Source organism: Paenibacillus rhizophilus, assembly GCF_003854965.1.
Taxonomy (GTDB): domain Bacteria; phylum Bacillota; class Bacilli; order Paenibacillales; family Paenibacillaceae; genus Paenibacillus_AQ; species Paenibacillus_AQ rhizophilus.
On record NZ_RQPI01000002.1, the window covers coordinates 304,543 to 327,045 of the forward strand.

Sequence of the window (22,503 nt, forward strand, 5' to 3'; positions counted from 1 at the left end):
CTGAAGTTACTCTTGTTTCGGCTTCTTCATACCTTTACGCTAGTAACAAATGGTTTATTCTTATGAATCAATCATTTCAGCCTCCCACTAAATTATAATAGTAAAGGAGCACTATTTCACTTATGGGTATTCACTACGACGAAAAAAACCAGGTGTTTCACCTGCAGACACCTGGTTCAAGCTACTGCATGCAGATTGTTCGGGACGGCTACCTGGGGCATTTGTATTGGGGACGGCGAATCGCCATCTATCGGGATTCTGTGCCCTTCGACCATATCGATCGGGGTTTCTCTCCAAATCCTGATCCTTCCGACCGAAAGTTCTCCTTGGACAACCTTCCGCAGGAGTACCCGGGCTACGGCAACGGCGATTTTGGCATCCCAGCCTATCAGATCAGCCAGCCGAACGGATCTGAAATCAGCGACCTCCGTTACCGGACGCATCGGATATATGCCGGCAAGCCAAAGCTTCCAGGACTTCCTGCCATTTATATCGAGCGGGAGAGCGAAGCGGATACACTGGAGCTTGTGCTTGAGGATGCGCTAACCGGCCTGCGGACTACCTTAATCTATACGGTCTTTAACGAATATGATGCCATTGCCCGATCCGTTCGTTTTGACCATACCGGCTCCGAAAATCTTGTCCTTCTGCGCGCGCTCAGCGCCAGTATCGATTTCAGGGACGACGTGTACGATATGCTAACCTTTTACGGGGCGCACACCAATGAACGAAATATCGCCCGAAGACCCCTCGTTCCGGGCATCCAGGCGGCTGAAAGCCGGCGCGGCGCCAGCAGTCCACAGCAAAATCCATTCCTGGCCCTGCTCCGTCCCGGCACCGATGAAGACAATGGCGAGGTGTACGCACTCAATCTCGTTTATAGCGGAAACTTCATTGCCCAGGCCGAGGTCCAGCAGTACCGGACGACGCGGGTGTCAATTGGCATCAATCCGTTCGGCTTCTCTTGGCAATTGGCTCCCGGAGAAAGCTTTCAGACACCCGAGGCAATCATGGTATACTCTGCACAGGGCCTGGGCGGGATGTCCCGCGTTTTTAACCGGCTATATCGTACCCGGCTCAGCCGCGGCAAATTCCGTGACGCAGAACGGCCGATTCTGATCAACAACTGGGAGGCGACCTACTTCGACTTCAACGCCGACAAGATTGAAGAGATCGCCCGCGAAGGGAAGGACCTCGGCATGGAGCTCTTCGTGCTGGACGACGGATGGTTCGGCAAGCGCGACAATGATCTGAGTTCTCTTGGCGACTGGACCGTTGACCGCAGCAAGCTCCCGGAAGGGATGGACCACCTCGCACGGCGGATCACCGGGATGGGAATGCAGTTCGGTCTCTGGTTTGAGCCGGAGATGGTCTCCCAGGATAGCGAGTTGTACCGCCGTCATCCCGACTGGTGCCTGCACGTGAAGGACCGTCCCCGCACGGTGGGGCGCAACCAGCTCGTTCTCGATCTGTCGCGGCGGGATGTGTGCGACTATATTGTTAGCGCGCTGTCCGACATTCTGTCGTCCGCGCCGATTACGTACGTCAAATGGGATATGAACCGTCATCTAACCGAGATCGGCTCGGCCCTGCTTCCGGCGGAGCGCCAGCGCGAGACGGGGCACCGGTATATCCTCGGCCTGTACCGGGTGCTGGAGGAGCTCACTTCCGCCTTTCCGGATGTGCTGTTCGAGAGCTGTTCCAGCGGAGGAGGGCGCTATGATCCCGGCATGCTCTATTACATGCCACAAACATGGGCGAGCGACAATACGGACGCGATCAGCCGGCTAAAAATCCAATACGGCAACAGCATGGTCTTTCCGACCGTGTCTATGGGCGCTCATGTTTCGGGCGTGCCGAATCATCAGGTCAACCGGATTACTCCTCTTGACACCCGGGGACATGTTGCAATGTCGGGCAACTTTGGCTATGAGCTTGACCTCACCAAGATGTCGCCTGAGGAAAAGGAGATTGTCAAGTCCCAGGTTGCGCTGTATAAAGAAATCCGCCCGCTGATTCAGTTCGGAGAATTTTACCGGATCTTAAGTCCGTTTGAGGGCAATGAGGCGGCCTGGGCTTTTGTCTCCGACGATCAGAGCGAAGCGGTGCTTGCTTTCTTCCGAGTGCTGAGCCAGCCGGGAGAAAGGGTGCCAAATCTTAAATGCAAGGGCTTGAATCCGAAGTACCTGTACCGCCATCACGAAACCGGGAAGGTATACGGCGGTGACGAGCTGATGTACGCCGGATTGACGCTTCCAAGGGTAAAAGGCGATTTTATCAGCCTGTTCTGGCGGTTCAGCAAGGCCGACGAGCTATGAGGACTGCAGTGCAGCCTGAATAAAAGAAAAGGCGGCAGCGAAGCGGGGCCTGAAATCGTGATTTCAGGCCCCGCTGGCAGCGCCCCAACGCGCTTTCACTCCGTTTTATTGCTGAGCGGAATTAATCAGCAAATAAGCGGCAACGGCATGTCGGTTCGCCGAAATTCAGCTCACGCCGTCATTTCAGGTGAACGCGCAGCAACGGGGCACCGCCAGGCTCCGCTGCGTCTGCCAGCGTCTCCACCGATTTCACCATTTCCTGATCGTCCGGAACCAGCACTGGCGTGATCACCGGAAAGCCGGCCTGCTCGATTTCGGTAATATCAAACTCCATGAGCAACTGCCCTGTCTTGATTTTGTCCCCGGTCTTGACACGGGGCATAAACCCTCTTCCCTTCAACGACACCGTGTTAATGCCAACGTGAATCAGCAGCTGCACGCCGCTGGCATGCTCCAGCAGCAAAGCGTGATTGCTGCGATCGAACACATGAGCTACCGTTCCGTCGAACGGCGCGAATACTTTACCTTCCCTAGGCTTAATGGCCATGCCTTTGCCCATAAAGCCGCCAGCAAATGCCGGATCGGGTACCTCCGTAAGCTCAACGATGCTGCCGACAAGCGGAACCCCCACTTCAATCAGAGCCAGCTTTTCCATTTCCTTTTTCTTAAACCATGCCATTTTTCTCTCATCCTCCTGCTGCTAAGAATATTCAGTATGCTGCCGAGTAACCAATCGCCAGGGATTCATACGGAGACAGTATAAGCTTGAATGCTCCTGTCAACCTTTCCCCATCCAACTCCCGTCTGTAATTGCCGATCAGCACTTCTCCTGCACCATTCGCTATACCTTCCGGACAAACCATTTCCGTTTCTTTTTCATAAAAATTGTTGATTACGAGCACCGTCTCTTTGCCCAAACGGCGAACATAGGCGAAAATTGAAGGATGCTCCTCCAAAATCAGCTCATATGCGCCCTCCGTCAGGATGGGCAAGGACTTGCGCAGTTCGATCAGTTTCCGGTAGTAGTGAAACAATGAAGCTGCGTCCTCTACCGCTGCTTCGGCGTTGATTTCCGGATAATTGGGATTCAGTTTCATCCATGGCTGTCCTGAGGTAAATCCCGCAGAAGGTCCGCCAGTCCATTGCATCGGCGTGCGTCCATTATCGCGGCTGCGTTCATAAATGGCCTTCAAGGTTTCCACGGGCTCCCCGCGGTGAACCTCTGTCTGCTCCTGATAAAAATTGAGGGATTCAATGTCCCTATAATCGGCGATGCTCTCGAACCGGACATTGGTCATGCCAAGCTCCTCCCCCTGGTAAATATAGGGTGTGCCTCGCATCATATGCAGCAGGGTGGCCAGCATCTTGGCCGACTGGACGCGGTAAGGTCCGTCATTGCCGAAACGGGAAACGATGCGGGGCTGATCATGGTTATTCCAGTACAGGCTGTTCCAGCCCACGTCGGCCAGCTCATTTTGCCATCTGCTCAAATTGCGCTTCAGTTCAGGCAGATCCAGTGCCTTGCGCTCCCACTTGGGCCGCCCCTTCGGCTTATCCAAGCCCATATGCTCGAACTGGAACACCATGTTCAGTTCTCCCCTTGACTGGTCCGTGTACAGCCGGGCCTGCTCCGGAGAAACCTTCGGACATTCGCCCACGGTGAGAACATCGTAATGGGAAAGCACCTCCCTGTTCATCTCCTGCAAATAGTCATGTACGCTATCCGCGTTGTAGATAAAGACTCTGCTGAGCTCGGCTCCTTCGCCGCGAACGAAGGCCTCATATGGAGCGAGACATTCTTTCTTGGAAATCATGTTGATCACATCCATACGAAATCCGTCCACACCTTTGTCCAGCCAAAAACGCATCATCTCGTAAATTCCTTGGCGAAGCGCCGGATTCTCCCAATTCAGATCTGGCTGCTTCGGCGAGAACATGTGAAGATAATATTCGCCTGTCGTCTCATCGTACGTCCAGGCCGGTCCTCCGAAGGAAGCCTTCCAATCCGTCGGCGGCTTTCCCGGTTCTCCGGGCCGCCATATATAATAATCGCGGTAAGGATTGTTTAGGGACTTTCGCGATTCTACGAACCAGGGATGTTCGTCCGAGGTATGATTGACCACCAAATCCATCAGCAGGCGAATGCCCCGCTTGTGCATTTCGTCAAGCATCTGCTCCCAATCGCCCATTGTGCCGAATTCAGGCATAATGGCGCGGTAGTCACTAATATCATAGCCATTGTCTGCGTTCGGAGATGCGTATACCGGAGAAAGCCATACTACATCAATACCTAGCTCCGCCAAATAATCAAGCTTCGACGTTATTCCGGGAATGTCTCCGATTCCGTCTCCATTTCCGTCCATAAAGCTTCGCGGGTAAATTTGATAAACTACGCTTTTCTTCCACCACTCTTTGTCGGACATGACATAACTCTCCCTTGGATTTGCTTAAAATCGGTTTTCTTCCTCCCAGTTCTTTTACGAACCCGACTGCTCTCTATCACGTATTGCCCCCGATGTAATATCCCACTTACTGGCACGATACGAGACCTCACCGCCTTTAGCGAAGATGGATAATCCCATGCTGTCCGCATCGGGGAATATTCGGGCGGTAAAGACTTCGCGGCCGTCGTCCACAAACACTTCTACAGACGACGTATCCACGAACAACTGCAGCTTGACGGCTGAAGGATTCACCGCACAGCTTCGAACCATACCATATTCCGCCGCGATCGGCCGGCCAGACAGCGTTCGATCCAGCATAAGCCTGGAATCCCGGCTGTCACATACCAATACCGTCCTTTCTCCTTCTCCCGTCCTCAGCCCGACACCAAATTCGAAGGCGTCTACATTATTGAATTCGATCAGCAGCTCATACCGGGAGCCTGAAAAACCGGGCGGACTATACGTCCCATCTGAAATCTTCCCAATCGAGAAGCTTTCCTTTCCTCTGAGTGCCTGAAGCTCACGAGCGGGAAGCTGGTACAATCGGCCGCCCTCCACCCGAAGTTCACGCGGCAGCGTCAGGCAGTGGGCCCAACCGTGATCGTCCGTGGGGTAGGGAACATCCGGCAGACCCATCCAGCCTACCAGAATGCGCCGGCCATCCGGCGTTAGTGTAGTCTGAGGGGCGTAGAAATCAAAACCGCGATCCAGCAAACGAAAGTCTCCATGCCGAAAATCCCTCGTCTCCACATCCAGTGGTTCTCCGATCAAATAGCCCGCCGGATAAATATTACCGGGCTCGTCGAGCCTCGCTCCCTGCGGGCAAAAGCAGAGAATTCCCTGGCCGGCCAATTCAAAATAATCTGGACATTCCCACATATAGCCGAAATCGGGCAAGCCGGTGCGTAACTCGCCAAGCAGTTCCCACTTATGAAGATCGATCGAGCGGTACAGCACGGCACAGCCGGTAAGGTTGGAGCGCTGCGCGCCGATCACGGCATAGAAGAAACCGTCCTGATGCCACACCTTGGGATCACGATAATGGTCGGTATAACCGGACGGCGGTCCGCCAATAACCGGGGATTGAAACTTGTGTATACTGCCGTCTTTCTCCATTTGAGCCATACACTGATAAGGCAGACGCTCCCAATTATCATCACGTGTATTGCCGGTGTACATGAGGTACAATCGCCCATCGTGCTCAATTGCGCTGCCCGAGTACACCCCGTGGCTGTCAAAATTGCGGTCTGGTCTTAGCGCCACCCCCCGGTTCGTCCAATGGACGAGATCTGGAGAGCTGGTATGATACCAATATTTGAGTCCATGTACAGGACCGAGAGGAAACCATTGATAGAACAAATGATACTCTCCCTGAAAAAAAGCAAATCCATTCGGATCGTTCAGCAGCCCTGTCTTAGGCTGAATATGATAGCCCTGACGCCAGGGGCACCGGGCGACTCTGGCGGCCAAACCGGAGATTTCTTCCGGATCGGTTTCTTCCAATCTTCTGTATCTCTCTTCTTTTATCCACTCCACTCCAGAGCAACCTCCTTACTGCAAAAATGTCCAAGCCCTTGGTATGTTTAGGTTGATGTTCAAGCCGCAGCTTCGTTTGATGTCTCTCCTGCGGCTGACGCATTTTGCCGCTTGCCCCAGAACAGGGTAATGACAAACGTTACCAGAAAGCTGATCCCCATCCCGATGCAGAAGCCGACGATCGACTGCGGACGGATAGCAATAATCCCGGGTACTGCCGCCGGTCCCATTGAAATGGACAGCACATGCGCATAGGCGACATAGGCGGAGGCCAGACCGGAGCCAATCATCGCCGCAATAAACGGATAGCGAAGCTTGAGGTTGATCCCGAACATTGCAGGTTCGGTAATACCGAGCAGCGCGGAGATGCCGGCAGCCGAAGCGATGCTCTTTGTCTTGCTGTTGCGGGTAATGAGAAGGACGGCCAGCGTAGCCGCACCCTGCGCGATGTTCGCCATAGAGGCAATCGGGAGCAAGAAGGATCCGCCCGTCTTCGCCACATCCGCCAGCAGTTGAGTGTCCACAGCGAGGAAGCTGTGATGCATTCCCGTAATGGCAATCGTTGAATAGAAGAAACCGAAGATGCCACCTCCGATGAAACCGGTCGTATTGTACAGCCAAAAGAGTCCATCCGTCACCCCGTTGCCCGCAGCGCGGAGGACCGGGCCAACGAAAGCAAAGGTCAAGAGGCCGGTAATTAGGACGGACAGCAGGGGAGTTAGCAGATTATCAAGATAAGATGGAATAACCTTGCGCAAATTTTTCTCGATTACGGATAAAATGTAGGACACGGCTAGCACCGGCAACACTGTTCCCTGATAGGCGACCTTTTCGATAGAAAAACCGAACAGATGCCAGGTGGGCACAGTCCCGTCCACAAGCGCCTGGCCGTAGCCGTAACCATTGAGCAGGTCGGGATGGACCATAATCATGGCGAGCGCCGCACCCAGATAAGGATTCCCCCCGAACTTGCGGGTGGCCGAGAACCCGATCAGGATCGGAAGGAAGACAAAAGGAGCATTCGCGAATAAGTTAATAATGCTCGCCCAATCGGCAATGCCTGGGTACATCTCAACCAATGACTTGGGACCGAACAGATTACTGGCAGTAAGCACATTATTAATCCCCATTAATAGACCCCCGGCCACAATCGCCGGAATAATTGGAACGAAAATATCAGAAAGTGCTTTCACAAACCGTTGAAGCGGATTCATTTTTGCTGCGCCTGCCGTCTTAACATCACCGGTGGACATGTCTCCAAGACCCGTGAGTTTGGCAAATTCGCCGTAGACGGTATTTACAATCCCGGCTCCAAGTATAATTTGATATTGCCCTCCTGTGGAAAAAGTCCCCTTGACAACATCCATCTGATCAAGCGCTTTTTGATCGAGCTGTGACTCGTCTTCAAGAACGAGCCGCAAACGCGTGGCGCAATGCGCAGCTGCCGTTACGTTTTCCTTGCCTCCGATAGCATCCAGGATGTCAGCCGCAACTTGTTTGTAATCCATATTTTCTCCTCCATATCTTTCGGAACCGGTTCCACTCCAGTCAAAAAAATTTTTCACCTGGATACCGAGACCAGCAGCCGGAAAATAAGGTATCAGCATATTTTTCGGAACCGGTTCCAATTATATTGTTTTAAAAACCGGCCGTTTGGAACCGGTTTCTTTGAATTGATTATAATCAGAGTACAAACGGAATGTCAAGGCTTTCACGCTCAATAATTTTATACTGGGAATGCATGACTCTTTCCACCGGCTGACCGTTCACCAGCTTCATCATGCAGGAAGCCGCCATTCGGCCTGTTTCCTGATAAAAGAATTTAACGGTCGTCAGCCCGGGATGCATGATCCCGGCAATTTCATAATCTCCAAACCCCGCAACGGAAAAATCGTCAGGAACCCGAAATCCCAGATTATGCGCTGCTTTCATAACCCCTAGCGCGATATTATCCGTGGCACACACCCAAGCAGTCGGGCGGTTCTGCCTTATGATTTCTTCAGCCTTTATCTGCGCTTCCTCAATGCCGAATCCGGTTTCATAACAGATTGCATTAGCGTCCTTGTATTCACTTACCGCTTTTATAAATCCTATCTTCCGTCCTACACCGACTGCCTGGTCCCTTTCCGATACGCCCAAAAAGGCGATGCGACGATGCCCCTTATTTAGTACAAGTCGGCAAAGATCATATGCGGAACGCTCATCGTCGTGAATAAGGCTGTAAATCCCGGAATACTGTTGACCCACGAGCAAAATCGGCACTTGTAATTCTCGGAACGCAGCCGTATGCTCAGGGCCGATCTCAGTAGCGAGCAGAATGATCCCCGCTACCTTCTGTCTGGCAAGACTGTACAAATTCTCAACCTCGCGCCGGGGGTCACGGTTGCTGTTCAAAATCAGCATTTCGTAGTCCTGAGTACGGAGTTGTTCGTCGATGCCCATGAGTGTTCGGGAAGAAGCGTACGAATCCAGTCTTGGAACTACAGTTCCGATGATATTCGGACGTTTGGTCTTTAAACTTTGAGCAAAGGAATTGGGTATATAGCTTGTTTCACGTATAATTTTCTCAATTTTTATTCGGGTATCGCTGCCTACCGAGCCCCCGTTCAAATAACGAGAAACCGTACTCTTTGCCACTCCCGATAACCGGGCGATGTCAGAAATTGTAACCATCCGAATTCACCTCCATTATCCGAGAAACGTCGCTAATTTCATTTTTACTATAAACCAAACTGTTTGCGACGGCAAGACAGTCCTAATACTTCCAATTATTTACATCTATACTGCCATAAGGACAGAGAAACCGGCAAGCATAATTTACATAAAGTGTAATCGTTTAACTAGTTCGGCAAATGGGGATAACAACGGATAGGTAAAGGAAAACAAAATTCTGATGTCGAATCTCTTAGTAAAAGTAGCTGAGAGGACTGAGCATGTGGAGCCGTTAATCGGTAAAAAGGTTGTTCTGATTGGCGGAGATAAACGCCAACTCGAAGTTATTCGAGTGCTTCTTGAGCTGAGAGCAGACGTTCGAATCATTGGCTTTGATAATCTGTTGCCGCTGGACGGAACAGTTATAACTAGTCTAAGCGTCGAATCTTTAAGCCAGGCGGACGCAGTGATTCTCCCCATATCCGGAACCGATGAATATGGAAAAGCAGAGTCTGTTTTCTCGTCAGAGGAGCTGTTTCTAACCGAAGATCTGTTGGCCTCGATTCCCAAACATGCCAAAGTATTTACTGGCATAGCCAATCGTTATCTTAGAGACTTATGCAAGATCCATGGTTTAGAATTAATAGAGCTATTTGAACGCGATGACGTAGCCATCTACAATTCTATTCCTACGGCCGAAGGTGCTGTGATGTTGGCAATCCAGCATACGGATATTACGATTCATGGCTCCACCTGCATGGTATTGGGCCTGGGTAGAATCGGGATGACACTTGCAAGAACGCTCAAGGTGCTGGGAGCCGGCGTAAAAGCAGGAGTCAACAAGCCTGAAGTTTATGCAAGAGCCTGGGAAATGGGCTTCAACGCTTTCTATACAACGGATTTAAAATGTCAGGTGAATGACGTCCATATTATTTTTAACACAATTCCTTCATTGGTTATCACTCAGGACATCATTGCCTGTATTTCAAAAGAAACTCTTATTATCGATCTGGCTTCCCGTCCGGGTGGAACAGACTTTCGCTTTGCCGAGGAGCATGGAATTAAGGCGTTATTGGCACTAGGTCTGCCAGGAATTGTGGCTCCTAAAACAGCAGGACACATCCTCGGCAAAACGATCACGAAACTGCTTTTGCAGGAAAAACAGCGGTTGGAATATGAGTAATCGATCTTCGCGGGATATTGGACAAATCTTACAAATTAGTGCTTTTCACAGGAATTCCGCTTATCCGCTCATAAACCTCGCTACAATCAACCCTTTTAACAGCAGCGGCAAAGCCTTCCTCCGTGGAACACACGGACAGCTTGTAGGAAGGATCAACATCATATTGCCGAAAAAAGAACGCATGCGCGGAATGCGTCTGGGAAATGGAAATGGTGCCGGATTCCCTGTCCTTATGGATCGCAAATGAATCAAGAGGAAGCGTGAGTCCTGCACCGGTAGCTTTGAGATAGCTTTCTTTCAGTGTCCATAAATCATAGAAATACCCCAGTTGACGGGACTTGCTCTCCGTAATCAAATGGCGGTACTCCGCCGGCGCGAAAAAACGTTCGGCAATGTCGAGCTCGATCGGCCGAATTTCCTCAATATCAACCCCGATCCATTGTCCTTGTTCGGCAACGGCCGCAACGATCCAGTTCCCGGAGTGGGATAGATTAAATGCAAAGCTTGGATCTCCCTCAAAAACAGGCTTGCCATAGGGGTTGGTAATGAACGAAATCTCCTCGTTTTTCAGCTTGTATTTGTCCATAATCAGAACGCGGATGAGCAAATCAGCCCAAAGAATCCTCAATGCATCTTTTTTGCTTGCCATGCGCTGGATACGTGTATTTTTCTCTGACGACACATATCCGCACAATTCCATATTTTTCTGAAAACCGTCTTCATGTGGTAGCGGCAGCGCATAGACTTCAACCATTGATTACAATCCACTCCTTCAATAAACATAAAAAAATGAACAGTGAACAGAGGAGTGTCTACCCCTGCTCACTGCCGCGTTTACCTGTACGTTATACTGCAATCTTTCTTATTCCGATATCAAATCCACAGCGTTCCGCCTCATGCTGAGCGGAGTCTCCTGGGTCGACCTCCCCAAGCGGATCAGAAACTGGATCGTTTCTCCCCCCGCCGCATATTCCCTGTGGATTCTGCTGTAAGGCTCCCTCATTTCCGGATATTCCTCCAATACTTGGCTAAGCGGCTGCATCACGAGTCCTTCCTCATGCGCGGTAAGTATGAGCCTGCTGTACAACATTCCCGCCTTAACCTGGCTGGTCCTGCTGTTATCCTTGCTAAGGATCAAGGCATACGCCGGAGTATGGTCTGCTGCGGTTTGCGCCGCTTGGACTGCAAGCTTGGTAGATGCTTCCTCATTGTTAAGGAATGGAATGATCGTGATTAATCCTTGCAGCAGATGCTTTTTTAATCCCGTGGTCCCTTGTCCTTCGAACGAAAATCCAAAACGGTATTTATTTTTCTGATACTCATTGGAACGGAAGATCCGGGCCGACTCGTCATTCATCCGCCGCAGCCCGGTTTCGATGTCCGTACCCTCCACACCGTAGGCTCCAAACTTCTCGATATCCGCTTTATCGTTCAGGATAGATAAGATCAATTCTTGGTCCGTGTTGGTTTTGTTCAGCTTCCGGATTTGAGCTGGCGTGATTTCATCCGGCTGATAGGCCATTCTGTTCGTATCCGGCAAGAACATGAATTCATAGAGCGGATTAGATTGCAGGTTTGCCTTGGACAGCGTAATCTTCGCCACCGGCTTCCGTTCCATACTCTCGCTTAAATGTTGTTCATCGTACTCCCCATCCGGAAACAGGACGATCTCGGGGGGATACCCCAGCTGCTCGCCGGCTACCCGCATATATTCCAAAAAGGTGCCTTGTGAAACCAACGTTTGCCTGGCTAAAGGGTCCGATTCCAGCGCGAGCCGTTCGTTGTCCGTGTAAAGGTAGAACGCCAGCGGGTTCTGTCGATCTAACTGAATCTTCCATGGCTGCAGGTTGTGGCTGTTCGCGGCCAATAATCCATGAGCTATGAGCTGCAATCGCGGGTCCTCGAACTGTTCGGCATAATCCCGTTTCCAAGGATCGAGATACTTGGCTTTCTTCTGCGCACCGCTGGCTGTGAACAAGGTCACGGCCAGCACGGCGAGCAGAACAACGATAGATAGGATAACGATCTTCGTTATTTTGTAACCCTTGCTCATGCCCCTCTCCCTTTATACCTCTATTTTTCTGAGCCCTGTCTTATTGGCCGGTTCTTCCTCTTGTTCATATGAAACCTTATAGGTTTCATTAGCGAACGGATAGGTCGGCAAGAGAACCTTTTTCTCATGGGGATCAAAAAGTCCGGACGGATCAAATGGAACTCCAAGAACATACAGCTTGCCCATCCCCTGCAAAAGATTCTCCACGGCGTCGAATTCCAGCGAGAGGTTTAGGGTATGGATTGTATCGCGATGACTGACCGGCAGATTAACAGAGCGAAGATCGCTTCCGTAATAAATCAAAGCTTCGCCCGCACCCAAGGCTTCCATAAAATCTTGTTCCTCCAATTTATCCCGGGTAGCGTTCCTGACGAAAGGCCAGAGCTCGCGGTTGTGGCTGCGATAGATTACGCCTGAAGGAGTTACCACCGGGCATTTTAAAAATTCCTGGGCATCGGTTGTTGTATCAATGGGCTCCCCATTTCCGTCCTGAATGAATAATGCGGCTTGCCGCAGCGAAACTTGGCCCGTGAGAACGAGCGCCGCGAGTATGCCTGTTCCCTCGGCAAAGATTCCGGCAGGACGAATCCCTAAATCGAGCAGCAGCTTTGATGCAGCATATTGAAGAGCAAAGGACTCAAGCTTCTCCCCGCCATCCTTTATTTCTTGTTTCGCCTTCCGGTAGGCAGAGCCAAAGCCAGGGAACCGGGAGCAGAGCACATCCAGTTCGCTGCCGCTCACGGTTATTTTACCGTCCAGCATGAGATGGACCGCTGCAGTTCGGCTTGGATTCGAACGCCCTCTGCTAATTTCCGCAAAAGACTCGCCATTTTCAACCGCAGAAAGAACGCTGGTCAAATGCTCTTTCGATTTAATGACGGCCGCAGCTTTGACGGACATTTCTTTCTGTGAAAGATTCATTGTGCAGCATACTGAAGCTACGCTAACCTCCGCTTGCTTCTCCAGATGCGCTCTGAGGTTTCCGGCGACTGCTCTGATGCCTTGTTCATTTCTGCCCGTAAGCAGCAGCAGATGCGGCCCGTTGTCGGCCGGGGAAGGCGTATCCGAAATTTGCGGCGCTTGTTCCAAAATAACATGGGCGTTGGTTCCTCCAAATCCGAAGGCATTGACGCTTGCTCTGAGCGGAGCGCTTCCTTCCGCCTTCCAGGGTCTTGGATGTTTATCGACCACATAGAACGGGGAATGCTCAAAATCAATATTCGGATTCGGCTGGTCATAATTCAGCGTATGCGGCAGGGTTTGATGCTTGAGCGCAAGGGCCACCTTAATCAGACTGGTTACCCCGGCGGCCGAAAGCATGTGCCCAACGGAGGATTTGACCGAACCGATTCCGCAAAACTGCGTCTTGTCCGTAAAGGAGCTGAACGCCTGGGTCATCCCCTCAACTTCAATGGGGTCCCCCAGCGGCGTGGCTGTGCCGTGCGTTTCGACATAAGAAATGGTTTCGGGATGAATTCCCGACCGCCGGAACGCTTCTCTGATAACTTCGGCTTGGCCTTGCGGTCTTGGTGCCGTAATTCCCTGGGAGCGGCCGTCGTTGTTAATGGCCGAGCCTTTGATCACCGCGTGGATGCAATCGCCGTCTCTCAGCGCGGCTTCAAGCGGCTTCAGCAGTATGGCTCCCGCCCCTTCACCCAGCACCATTCCGTTAGCTCTTTGGTCAAACGGATAGCAGACCCCTGTCGGCGACAGCGCGGTTACCCGGCTTAGGGAGACAAACGGCGTTGGGCTTAGGTTCAGGTTCACCCCGCCCGCAATGGCCATTTCCGATTCCCCGGTGCGCAGACTTTCGCAGGCCATGTGAATCGCTACCAGGGAAGAGGAGCAGGCGGAATTTACGATCAGACTGGGTCCCGTCAAATTCAAGCAGTGGCTTACCCGCGCCGCCACCTCATTCAGGCCATTTCCGGCGACCGTATCCGGAACGAGCCGGGCCGGCTCCAGCACGCCGGAAATGCCAGCGAGAATTTCTTGCCGTTCTTCAGGGTTCATCCGGTTGAAGGCGGGGCTGTCCGCCAGACGGTTTTTAATCAGCATATAGGAACGGTAATTGGCGAAATGCTCCATGTAGGTGTTCTGCTCGCAGCCTGCGAACACGCCGATTTTGCGGGTGCGGTATTTCCCCCCGTATCCTGCTTGCTGCAAGGCCTCCCAGGCAATCTGCAGGAAGATCCTCTGCTGTGGATCGGTGGCCTCCGCTTCTTTAGGCGACATCCCAAAGAACAAAGGATCAAAGTCATACGGAGCATCAATAAAGCCTCCACGGCTCATGTAGGTCGTATGAAGCACATTTGCATCGGTGTTCACATGCTCATGATTAGACCATCTTCCGGGAGCAACGGGGCGGATGGCGCTTCTGCCGTTATGCAGCAGCTCCCAATATTCCTCCTGATTGTTTGCTCCGGGTATGCGCAGACCGATCCCGATAATGGCGATATCCTGAAGTTTTTCATCCTTCCTGCTCTCTTCTGGTTTCTTATTCTCTTCGTGAGCAGTCATTTTCACAGGGTCCGCTGTTAGCAGTTCTTCGATATGTGCGGATAATTCTTCCGGTGTCTGGTATTCAAAAATAAGCGTCGGGTACAGTTCGGTATTAAATATGCCGCCGAGCTTGGAAACAACCTGGACCGCCCCAAGCGAATCGAGTCCAAGTTCCATGAAGTTCTTGCCCGCATCCAGATGGCTGACAGGAACTTGAAGCTGCTCGGCAATCGTCCGGTACACAATATCCCGAACTTCTTTCGCAGTACGATAAACCGGCGAACGGGCGCCGGAATTGGCGGCTGCGGGCTGCCGCTCTGCTTTAAGCGCGGTCGAGCGTTCCTTTTTCTCCTCGCTTTTTACCAGGTCCAGGATATGAATAACATCCAATCGGTCGGTTCCCAAGGCTCTCAGGAATGCATCGGCGGCTTTCGAATGAACAAGCGGCTTCAGCCCTTGTGCTCTAAGCGTCAGCTCAAGAAGATCTCCAAACTCCGTTTCCGCCCCCGTATCCGACCAGAGCGAGAAGTTGATCGACAAGGAACGCCCCGGAGCCAGCTCTTTGGTCCGATAGGAACTGTAGCCATTCAAGAAAGCGTTGGCCGCGGCATAATCGCCAAGACCCGAGGCCCATGCTTTGCGGGTGGCCGAAACGGAAGATAGGGCCGCGAAGAATCGCAGGGGCTCCGTACGGGTTACGAGATCCGTAATAATGGTCCCCTTCCATTTGGGAGCCAGGACGTTGTCAATATCGCTTACACTTCGGCTTAACAGCTTATGAGGCGTGTACTCCAGTTGCCCTGCGGCATGAATTACTCCATGCAGAGGGCCGTAGGCGGCGTTAATCTTGCGCAGCAGATCCTCCATTTGGACCTGATCCGTAACATCGACGGCCGCATACATAACCTGAGCTCCCAGCTCTTCCAGTTTCGGCAGGAGAAGATGATCGGGCGGAAGCTGTTTTCTGCCCGTAAGAACCACATTTATCCTTGCTTGCCGAGCAAGCGCCAGAGCAATTTGGCTTCCCACCAGCCCTGTGCCTCCGGTGATCAGGTAGGTTTCCCCATCGTGAAGTTCAATGCTTTTTCCGACTGCCGGCACGGGCATTTTCTCCAAGGTGCGGACATAACGGACTCCGCCGCGTATAGCTGAAATCGACTCCTCATCCGCCTCCTGTTGCATTGCGGTCGTCAATGTTTTGGCAAAATCCCCGCCTGCCGGGTATTCCTCCTTGTTCAAATCGATCACCGACACCCGGATTCCGTCATTTTCGGAATCAATGACCTGACCCAGTGTGGCGGCCGCCGCCTGATTCGGATTGCCCCCGCCTGCATCGTCAGGGAGTGAATAAGCTTTATTCGTAACTATTACAAGATGCACGTTGCTCAGCCCGTGACGGACCAAACCTTGCCCCAAGTGAAGCAGACTGTAGAAATTTTCATTCATGCTATTGTCATTTAGCAGATTTTCAGTCTGAAGCTCTTCCTGCAGATAATTGGATAAATGAATAACAGCCGATAGCTTGCCTGGGATCTGTTCCAGTAAATCCGTATAATCCTCCGCATGGTCCGGCCGTATAGTAAAGCTGCGCTTGCCATCGTAGTGGAACTTATCGCCGGAGGCTACAAAGAAGACCGGATTTCGTTCAGCGTCCATTGAGCGCTCCAGTTCCCCGCCGATCTCCTGGTTGCCGCCCCATACGAGCACAGCCCCTTCATTTATAAGGGTGTTGTCGGCGAGGGCTTCAGGCTTCCACTGCCATTCATGGAACAAACCGCTGCCATTCGCCCCAGCTTCCGAGCCTGCTCCAAAATCCGGCTTGAACGTCATGTGCTCAAAAGGATAAGCCGGCAGCGCCGCTTTCCGGTAGATATGATCGGGCTCCATCGCCGTCCAATTGATGCTGGCTCCCAGCGAAAATAATTGCCCAAGCGTACCGAGCCAGGTCTCCCAGTTATCTTTCTTGCGGCTAAGGGTATGGAGCACCTGCGGTTTACTTGGGTGCTGCAAGCCTCCGGCCATTCCGGCGAGGATCGCGTCCGGTCCGCATTCGACCAGAACCGAAACCTCCTGGGCTATCGCGTACGTTATGCTTTGCTCAAACATTACAGCATCCAGAATATGCTGCATCCAATACTGCGCCGTCAAAGGCTCCTTAATGATTTCGCCACTCACATTGGAGATGACCGGAATTTGCGGAGCGTGGAACTCCGTAGCTTCCAGTTCTTTCTTGAACGCATCCAGCATCGGCTGCATCAGCGGCGTGTGAAAGGCTTGGGAAACGTTTAGTCTCTTAGCTCCGATTCCCTGTGTCTGCAGCGCGGTCACAAATGCTTCCACCGCCTCCACCGTTCCGGACACAACCTGATGCGTGACGTTGTATCCGGCGACCCACAAGGAATCTTCAAAGGACTGCATCAAGGCATCAAGCTTGCTGCTTGATGTAAATACGGCGGCCATGGCCCCCGCAGCCGGCAGCTCACTCATTAATTTGCCTCTTGCGGCTACCAATCTTGCCGCATCCGCAAGGCTGACGACTCCAGCGAGACAAGCGGCAGCCCATTCCCCGATGCTGTGACCGAGCAGGTAAGCGGGCCGGATGCCCAAATCCAGCAGCAGCCTGCCAAAGGCATAGTCCATCGTGAAGACGGCCGGTTGGGTGATGTTCGTCTGTGCAAGAACTTGGTTATCGGCCTCTGCGCCGTAGAGCAAATCGGTCAGCTTCAGCTGCAGATACGGATAAAAGGCTTCGGAGCAATCGTCCACAACTTTACGGAAAGCGGGAAGTTGATCGTATAAAACTCTGCCCATCCCCGCGTATTGCGAACCTTGTCCGGTAAACATCAACGCAATCTTCGGCGGGATTAAGGCTGGGGCCGATTCCGGTGAACTGAGTTTTAATTTGCCGATAAGGTCCTGGGCCGATTCCGCTACAGCATGGAAACGGTGCGGCAGCGCCGTACGCGCAACATTTTCCGTATAGCAAATATCCCCGAGCGAATACTCTCCGGATTGTTCGAGAAAGGCCGCCAGATCCGCCTTCTTTTGCTCCAGTGCGGAATGGGTATGAGCCGACAGCCCGATAACATGCTTCGGCCGCTCCGGATACGCTTCCCTGCTAATCGTGTGTCCTTGCGGCGCCTCTTCAACAACCATATGGCTGTTGGTACCGCCAAAGCCGAAAGAGTTAATGGCCGCACGTCTGGCCGCTCCATCTGCTACTTTCCATTCGCTGGCTTCCGAGAGCAGATAGAAAGGGGTCTGCTCAAATTTCAGCATCGGATTCGGCTGAACGACATTCACCTGCGGCGGCATAGTTTTGTTTCTAAGGGCCATGACGATTTTAATAAAGCTGGCGATTCCCGCCGCCCCTAAAAGGTGCCCGATATTGGATTTTACCGAACCAATGGCAATCGACTGCCTTGCAAGCCCCCAGCGCTTGAATGCTTTATCCAGCGCCCGTACTTCACTGGGGTCGCCGATTTTCGTGCCCGTTCCATGAGCTTCCACATACTGAATGTCCGCCGGATTCAGCCCGCTGCGCACATAGAGGGACTCGATCAACGCTCTCTGCCCGTCAGGATTGGGAGCCATTACACCAATGGAATGGCCGTCATTGTTGATTTCACTGGCCCTCAGAACCGCCAGGACGGAATCTCCGTCTCTTTGCGCTTGTTCAAGGGACTTCAGCATCACCAGCCCGCCCCCTTCTCCGGGTACGAAACCATCCGCATCGGCATCAAAGACGCTGCTGCGCCCGCTGGCGGATAAAGCGCCGGCATTGCTGAAATATTGATAGGAGGTAGGCGTCAGCAGGAGGGAAACTCCTCCGGCTATAGCGGACTCGCATTCTCCTCTGCGAATGGAATCGGCTGCCAGGTGCAGCGTAACCAGCGACGATGAGCAGGCCGTATCCACTGCCATGCTCGGACCTTTGAAATTGAATTCCTGGGAGGTCCGAGCCGGAATCATATTGACGATATTATCGACCAGCAGATTGGAGTGATCGCCTGTGTGACCCAGCTTCCACCTCCACTCTTCCAGTATGTGATCCTGCTGTTCTCGGCTGAGCACGGCGAAGCTGTCGAAGCTCTGCAGCTTCATCCGGTTCAAGGTATTCAGATGGTATTCGAAATAGGAATTTCCTCCCGCGCCGACAAATAATCCAACCTTTTTGCCGCTCATTTGCTGCCGGGAATACCCCGCCCGTTCGATCAGTTCGTAAGTCAGTTCCAGGACCATCCGCTGCTGCGGGTCCATTACGGCCGCTTCTTCATCGGAGATTCCAAACAGGCTGGCGTCAAAGCCGTAAGGATTGTCAAGAAAGCCCCCTGTACGGCAGTAGGTCTTGCCGAATTCCGGGCTAGGACTGTAATAGTCATCAATATTCCAATGGTTGCCAGGCACTTCGCCGATAGACTGCTCTCCTTGCACAAGCTTGTGCCAAAACTCCTCCGGACTTGAAGCTCCCGGAAAGCGGCAGGCCATCGCGATCACGGCAATATCCCCGCTGCCGGACTTCCCGCCATTTGAAGCGGGCTGCCCCTTCCGGCCTTCGGACGGGCTGCCGTTGGAGTTAACCCAGGCGGCAAGGTACTCATCCATTTCACGCACAGTGCGGCATTTGATTAACAGATCATGCGTTAACTCAATATGCAGTTCATCTTCAAGCGCCCCCAGAACTTGCATCGCTTTTAGCGAGGTGCCTCCCAAAGACAAGAAGGGCTCATCGTACGTTATGGTTTCGACCGGTCTATTAAGAACAGTCGCCCATATCTTCCGAATGTTCTCCGCAAATGCTCCGGAAACGGCTTCGCCGCCCGGCTTATTCTCTGGTACGAGCGGTTTGGCTTCAGCGGTAAAATAAGAGGCCGGATACGTCTTATCCTGAAATTCGCCCTTCTTGAATGATCCGACGAGATTGAAACGCTGCACTTTGCCGCTTGTCGTCTTGGGAATGGAGCGGATGAAGGAGACATAGTCGACAGGAATACCCATCGTCTCGTTGATATGGCGGAGGATTCGGGAATAGACCGGCTTCACATCCTTCTCTTGCAGCCGCTGGGTAGAGAACAGCCCTACCTTTTCTTTTCCCTCTTCCTCATCATGCCAACCGCAAACGGCAATTTTTCCGGGTTCAACCTCGTCCAGTTCTTCGATGACCGCTTCAATATCATGGGCGAAAAAGTTCTGTCCATTGACGAAGACAATGTCCTTGATCCGTCCGCTGACCGTTAAACGCCCGTTCAAAATAAAGCCGGTATCGCCGGTCTTTAACCAGCCATCCTTAAAGGATTTGGCCGTCGCCTCAGGGTTGTTGATGTAGCCGGAAGTAACATTCCGGCCGCGAATCTGAATTTCACCCACCGTTCCCTCGGGAACGACAACTCCCGTTTCATCCTCAACAATCCGAATTTCCATGCCGTTGACAGGATAGCCTTCATCGGCCATTAAAGTGGCCCGTTTGTCGTCCTCGTCAATGACCTCGGCGCGTGATTCACCCGCCAGCAATTCGCGATTCAGCGTGTGAACCAGAGGCTCTTCCCCGGTGACGGGAAAGCTAACGGCCAGGCAGGCCTCAGCCATCCCGTAGACCGGATACATGGCATTTTTTTTGAATCCGCTTTTTGCAAACTTATCCGTGAATTTCCGCATTGTCTTGACCGAAATGGGCTCCGCGCCGTTAAAGAGCAATCTTAGCGAGCTTAAATCCCAGGAGCCCAGCTGCTCCTCCTTCACTCTGCTGTGAACGAGACGAAGTCCGAAATTGGGGCAGCCGGAGAAGGTGATCTTGTGCTTGTCGATCATATCGAGCCACAAAGTCGGCCGCTTGACGAATTTCATGGGCGTCATATTGAATTGATTGATGCCGCAGACCAAGGTGGAGAGGTGAAAGCCGATCAGCCCCATATCGTGGTGATACGGCATCCAGCCGAGGGAACGGTCTTCATCCGACATCCCCATGCTGAATATTATGGCTTCTAAATTGGTTAACAGGTTGTCGTGGGTCAGAATGGTTCCCTTTGGTATATTGGTGCTTCCGGAGCTGAATTGGATCAGCGCGGGCGAATGGGCGTCAGCCAACATAAGAATTCCGTCCTGCTGCGCCTGATCCAGGCTTGAGGATTCGAGAATCTGCAATCCACTGATGCCGAGTGTGGTTTCCATTTCTTCACGGGCCTCCAGCAGACTGCGGTCGGACAGAATCCGGGGACGCTCCAGAACCTCCCATATCGCCAGCAGCTTGCTAAGCGAGGTGTTGATTACCTTGGAGGAAGCCGGGTAGGATGCCGGAACAGGGATAACGCCTCCAAGGATGCAGGCCCAGAAGGTAAGAATGAAATCCTTGCTGTCTTCCAGCAAAATCAGCGCATACTGGCCCGGCTTAAACCCTTGTTCCTGCAGGCCCCCCAGGCGGCGGGTAGCTCCGTCCAGCAGCGCCTGATACGAAAGGAAGAACTCCGAGTTATCATTTTGGATAAAAGTGATGCCTCTTTCCGGATTCCCTGTCACTTGAACAAGGGCATTCGCCAGATTGCCGAGTTTGGTATATTTGCCGGTTATGCTCTTTCCTTTAAGAATAGAAAGGTCCTTTTCTTTGTTCTTCCTTTTAAGTCTGCTCACAACATTTCCTCCTTGGCTAATCGTACTTTTGAACCTTTTCTTGTCACAAACATGTGGGTCAGAAACAAGCCAAACAGCAGCAGACTTGCCGTAAAAATATGCTGGTGCCCCCAAACGTCCATCACGACAGAGGAGAAGAACGGCCCCGCCGCCGAACCAAAGCCGTAAAAGGTGGTAAACCACGCATTTCCCGAAGACCGCTCGCTTTCAGACAAATCTTGAACCGCAAGAGCCATCGAGAGAGGATACAGCGGCCCGATCATAAACCCGGCGGCGAAGGAAAACAGCATTTTCAGAGATAAATCCGAAACGGACACGATGCCGATCACAGCCAAAGTGGAAAAAAGCACACATAAAGCCAGGCACTTCCTCCGCCCCATCCGGTCAGCCAGATAGGTTAATGGAAGCAGGCCGATGATGCTGCCGACCACAAAGATACTTAAGGCATACCCTGTCCGGGAAACCGCGACATGCTCCCTTATTAAATAGAGGGGATACAAAGAAACGACAATCGTTTCACTGAACCCGTACACGAAGGCGCCGAAGAGCGCCGGCGTAATTTTGGAAATGACCTTGTCCCTAGCGCGCCCGGGAATGACCAATACACCGGTTAGCTTAAAATAAATAATTCCCGCGGCAAGCGTGAGGCATAGGCCGCTGAAAGCAAACGGCAGCCATGGTGCATAGCCGTACACCTGCGGCGCAAGCGCCGCACTGACAATCAGCCCCAAGGCAAAGCATAAGCTGTAAATACCGTTGATCATCCCCAAACTCTTCGCATTTGAAAGGTTGTGCAGCGCCGTCTGCATCCCCACCATATTGCAGCTAATGCCAATCCCCATCACAGACATCAGAGCCAGCCAGATTCCATTCGAGGTGAACAGCGGGAAAAGCGACGCGCAAACTGCGGTTAGCAGCAGACCTATAGATATGACCTTTTTCACGTTGCTTCCTCTCATCGTTCTGTCCACAAAAACGGAACCAAGCGCCATAAAGAAAAAATAAGAGGAAGAAACGACGCCAATCCAAATTTCATCTCCATGGTTGGTGGTCATGTGGGTGGTAGAGAGCGGGTTAATGACGCCCATGGAAGTCCCCACCAGTAGGGCAATGCTGTAAATGATCCCTTTGCCCCGGCCAAAGAGTTCATGAAGTTTGCCCGATTGTTGCTCCATTTTCGCTTAAGCCCCT

The 22,503-nt window shown here is 52.3% G+C and carries 11 protein-coding genes; 2 read left to right on the top strand and 9 right to left on the bottom strand.

Features of this window, described 5'->3' with window-relative positions:
* The first annotated feature begins 122 nt into the window (after positions 1-122).
* The gene (locus EH198_RS06775; protein WP_124694785.1) at positions 123-2,318 is read left to right on the top strand and encodes an alpha-galactosidase; all 2,196 of its coding nucleotides are present in this window, start codon (positions 123-125) and stop codon (positions 2,316-2,318) included.
* Between the two features lie 178 nt (positions 2,319-2,496).
* Here the strand turns inward: EH198_RS06775 and EH198_RS06780 are convergent, their stop codons facing one another.
* From EH198_RS06780 to EH198_RS06800, 5 genes are all read right to left on the bottom strand, one after another.
* A complete protein-coding gene (locus tag EH198_RS06780) occupies positions 2,497-2,997 on the bottom strand; it encodes a PTS sugar transporter subunit IIA (protein WP_124694786.1) in 501 nt (166 codons plus the stop codon).
* Positions 2,998-3,028: 31 nt separating this feature from the next.
* On the bottom strand, positions 3,029-4,741 hold the full coding sequence (locus tag EH198_RS06785) for a glycoside hydrolase family 13 protein (RefSeq protein ID WP_124694787.1): 1,713 nt from the start codon (positions 4,739-4,741) through the stop codon (positions 3,029-3,031).
* 54 nt (positions 4,742-4,795) lie between these two features.
* Positions 4,796-6,298, bottom strand: coding sequence for a glycoside hydrolase family 32 protein (locus EH198_RS06790; protein WP_124694788.1), 1,503 nt, complete (start codon positions 6,296-6,298; stop codon positions 4,796-4,798).
* A 59-nt stretch (positions 6,299-6,357) separates the two neighbouring features.
* Positions 6,358-7,806: a sucrose-specific PTS transporter subunit IIBC gene (locus EH198_RS06795; protein ID WP_124694789.1), complete on the bottom strand. Its 1,449-nt coding sequence runs from the start codon at positions 7,804-7,806 to the stop codon at positions 6,358-6,360.
* 175 nt (positions 7,807-7,981) lie between these two features.
* Positions 7,982-8,971, bottom strand: a complete 990-nt coding sequence (locus tag EH198_RS06800; RefSeq protein WP_124694790.1) for a LacI family DNA-binding transcriptional regulator — start codon at positions 8,969-8,971, stop codon at positions 7,982-7,984.
* Positions 8,972-9,233: 262 nt separating this feature from the next.
* Here EH198_RS06800 and dpsA point away from each other — a divergent pair, with 262 nt between their 5' ends.
* Entirely contained in the window at positions 9,234-10,133 is a 900-nt protein-coding gene (dpsA, locus tag EH198_RS06805; RefSeq protein ID WP_246014126.1) for a dipicolinate synthase subunit DpsA, read from the top strand.
* 28 nt (positions 10,134-10,161) lie between these two features.
* On the opposite strand, the gene EH198_RS06810 is transcribed toward dpsA, so the two are convergent.
* The 4 genes from EH198_RS06810 to EH198_RS06825 all read right to left on the bottom strand — a co-directional run bounded on the left by EH198_RS06810 (position 10,162) and on the right by EH198_RS06825 (position 22,487).
* The gene (locus tag EH198_RS06810; protein ID WP_124694792.1) at positions 10,162-10,887 is read right to left on the bottom strand and encodes a 4'-phosphopantetheinyl transferase family protein; all 726 of its coding nucleotides are present in this window, start codon (positions 10,885-10,887) and stop codon (positions 10,162-10,164) included.
* A 108-nt stretch (positions 10,888-10,995) separates the two neighbouring features.
* On the bottom strand, positions 10,996-12,186 hold the full coding sequence (locus EH198_RS06815) for an Acg family FMN-binding oxidoreductase (protein WP_124694793.1): 1,191 nt from the start codon (positions 12,184-12,186) through the stop codon (positions 10,996-10,998).
* A gap of 12 nt (positions 12,187-12,198) precedes the next feature.
* On the bottom strand, positions 12,199-21,312 hold the full coding sequence (locus EH198_RS06820) for a type I polyketide synthase (RefSeq protein WP_124694794.1): 9,114 nt from the start codon (positions 21,310-21,312) through the stop codon (positions 12,199-12,201).
* Complete coding sequence (locus tag EH198_RS06825) at positions 21,309-22,487, bottom strand: MFS transporter (protein WP_124694795.1); 1,179 nt, start codon at positions 22,485-22,487, stop codon at positions 21,309-21,311. Before EH198_RS06825 ends, EH198_RS06820 begins: the two co-directional genes overlap by 4 nt.
* Positions 22,488-22,503 lie beyond the last annotated feature (16 nt).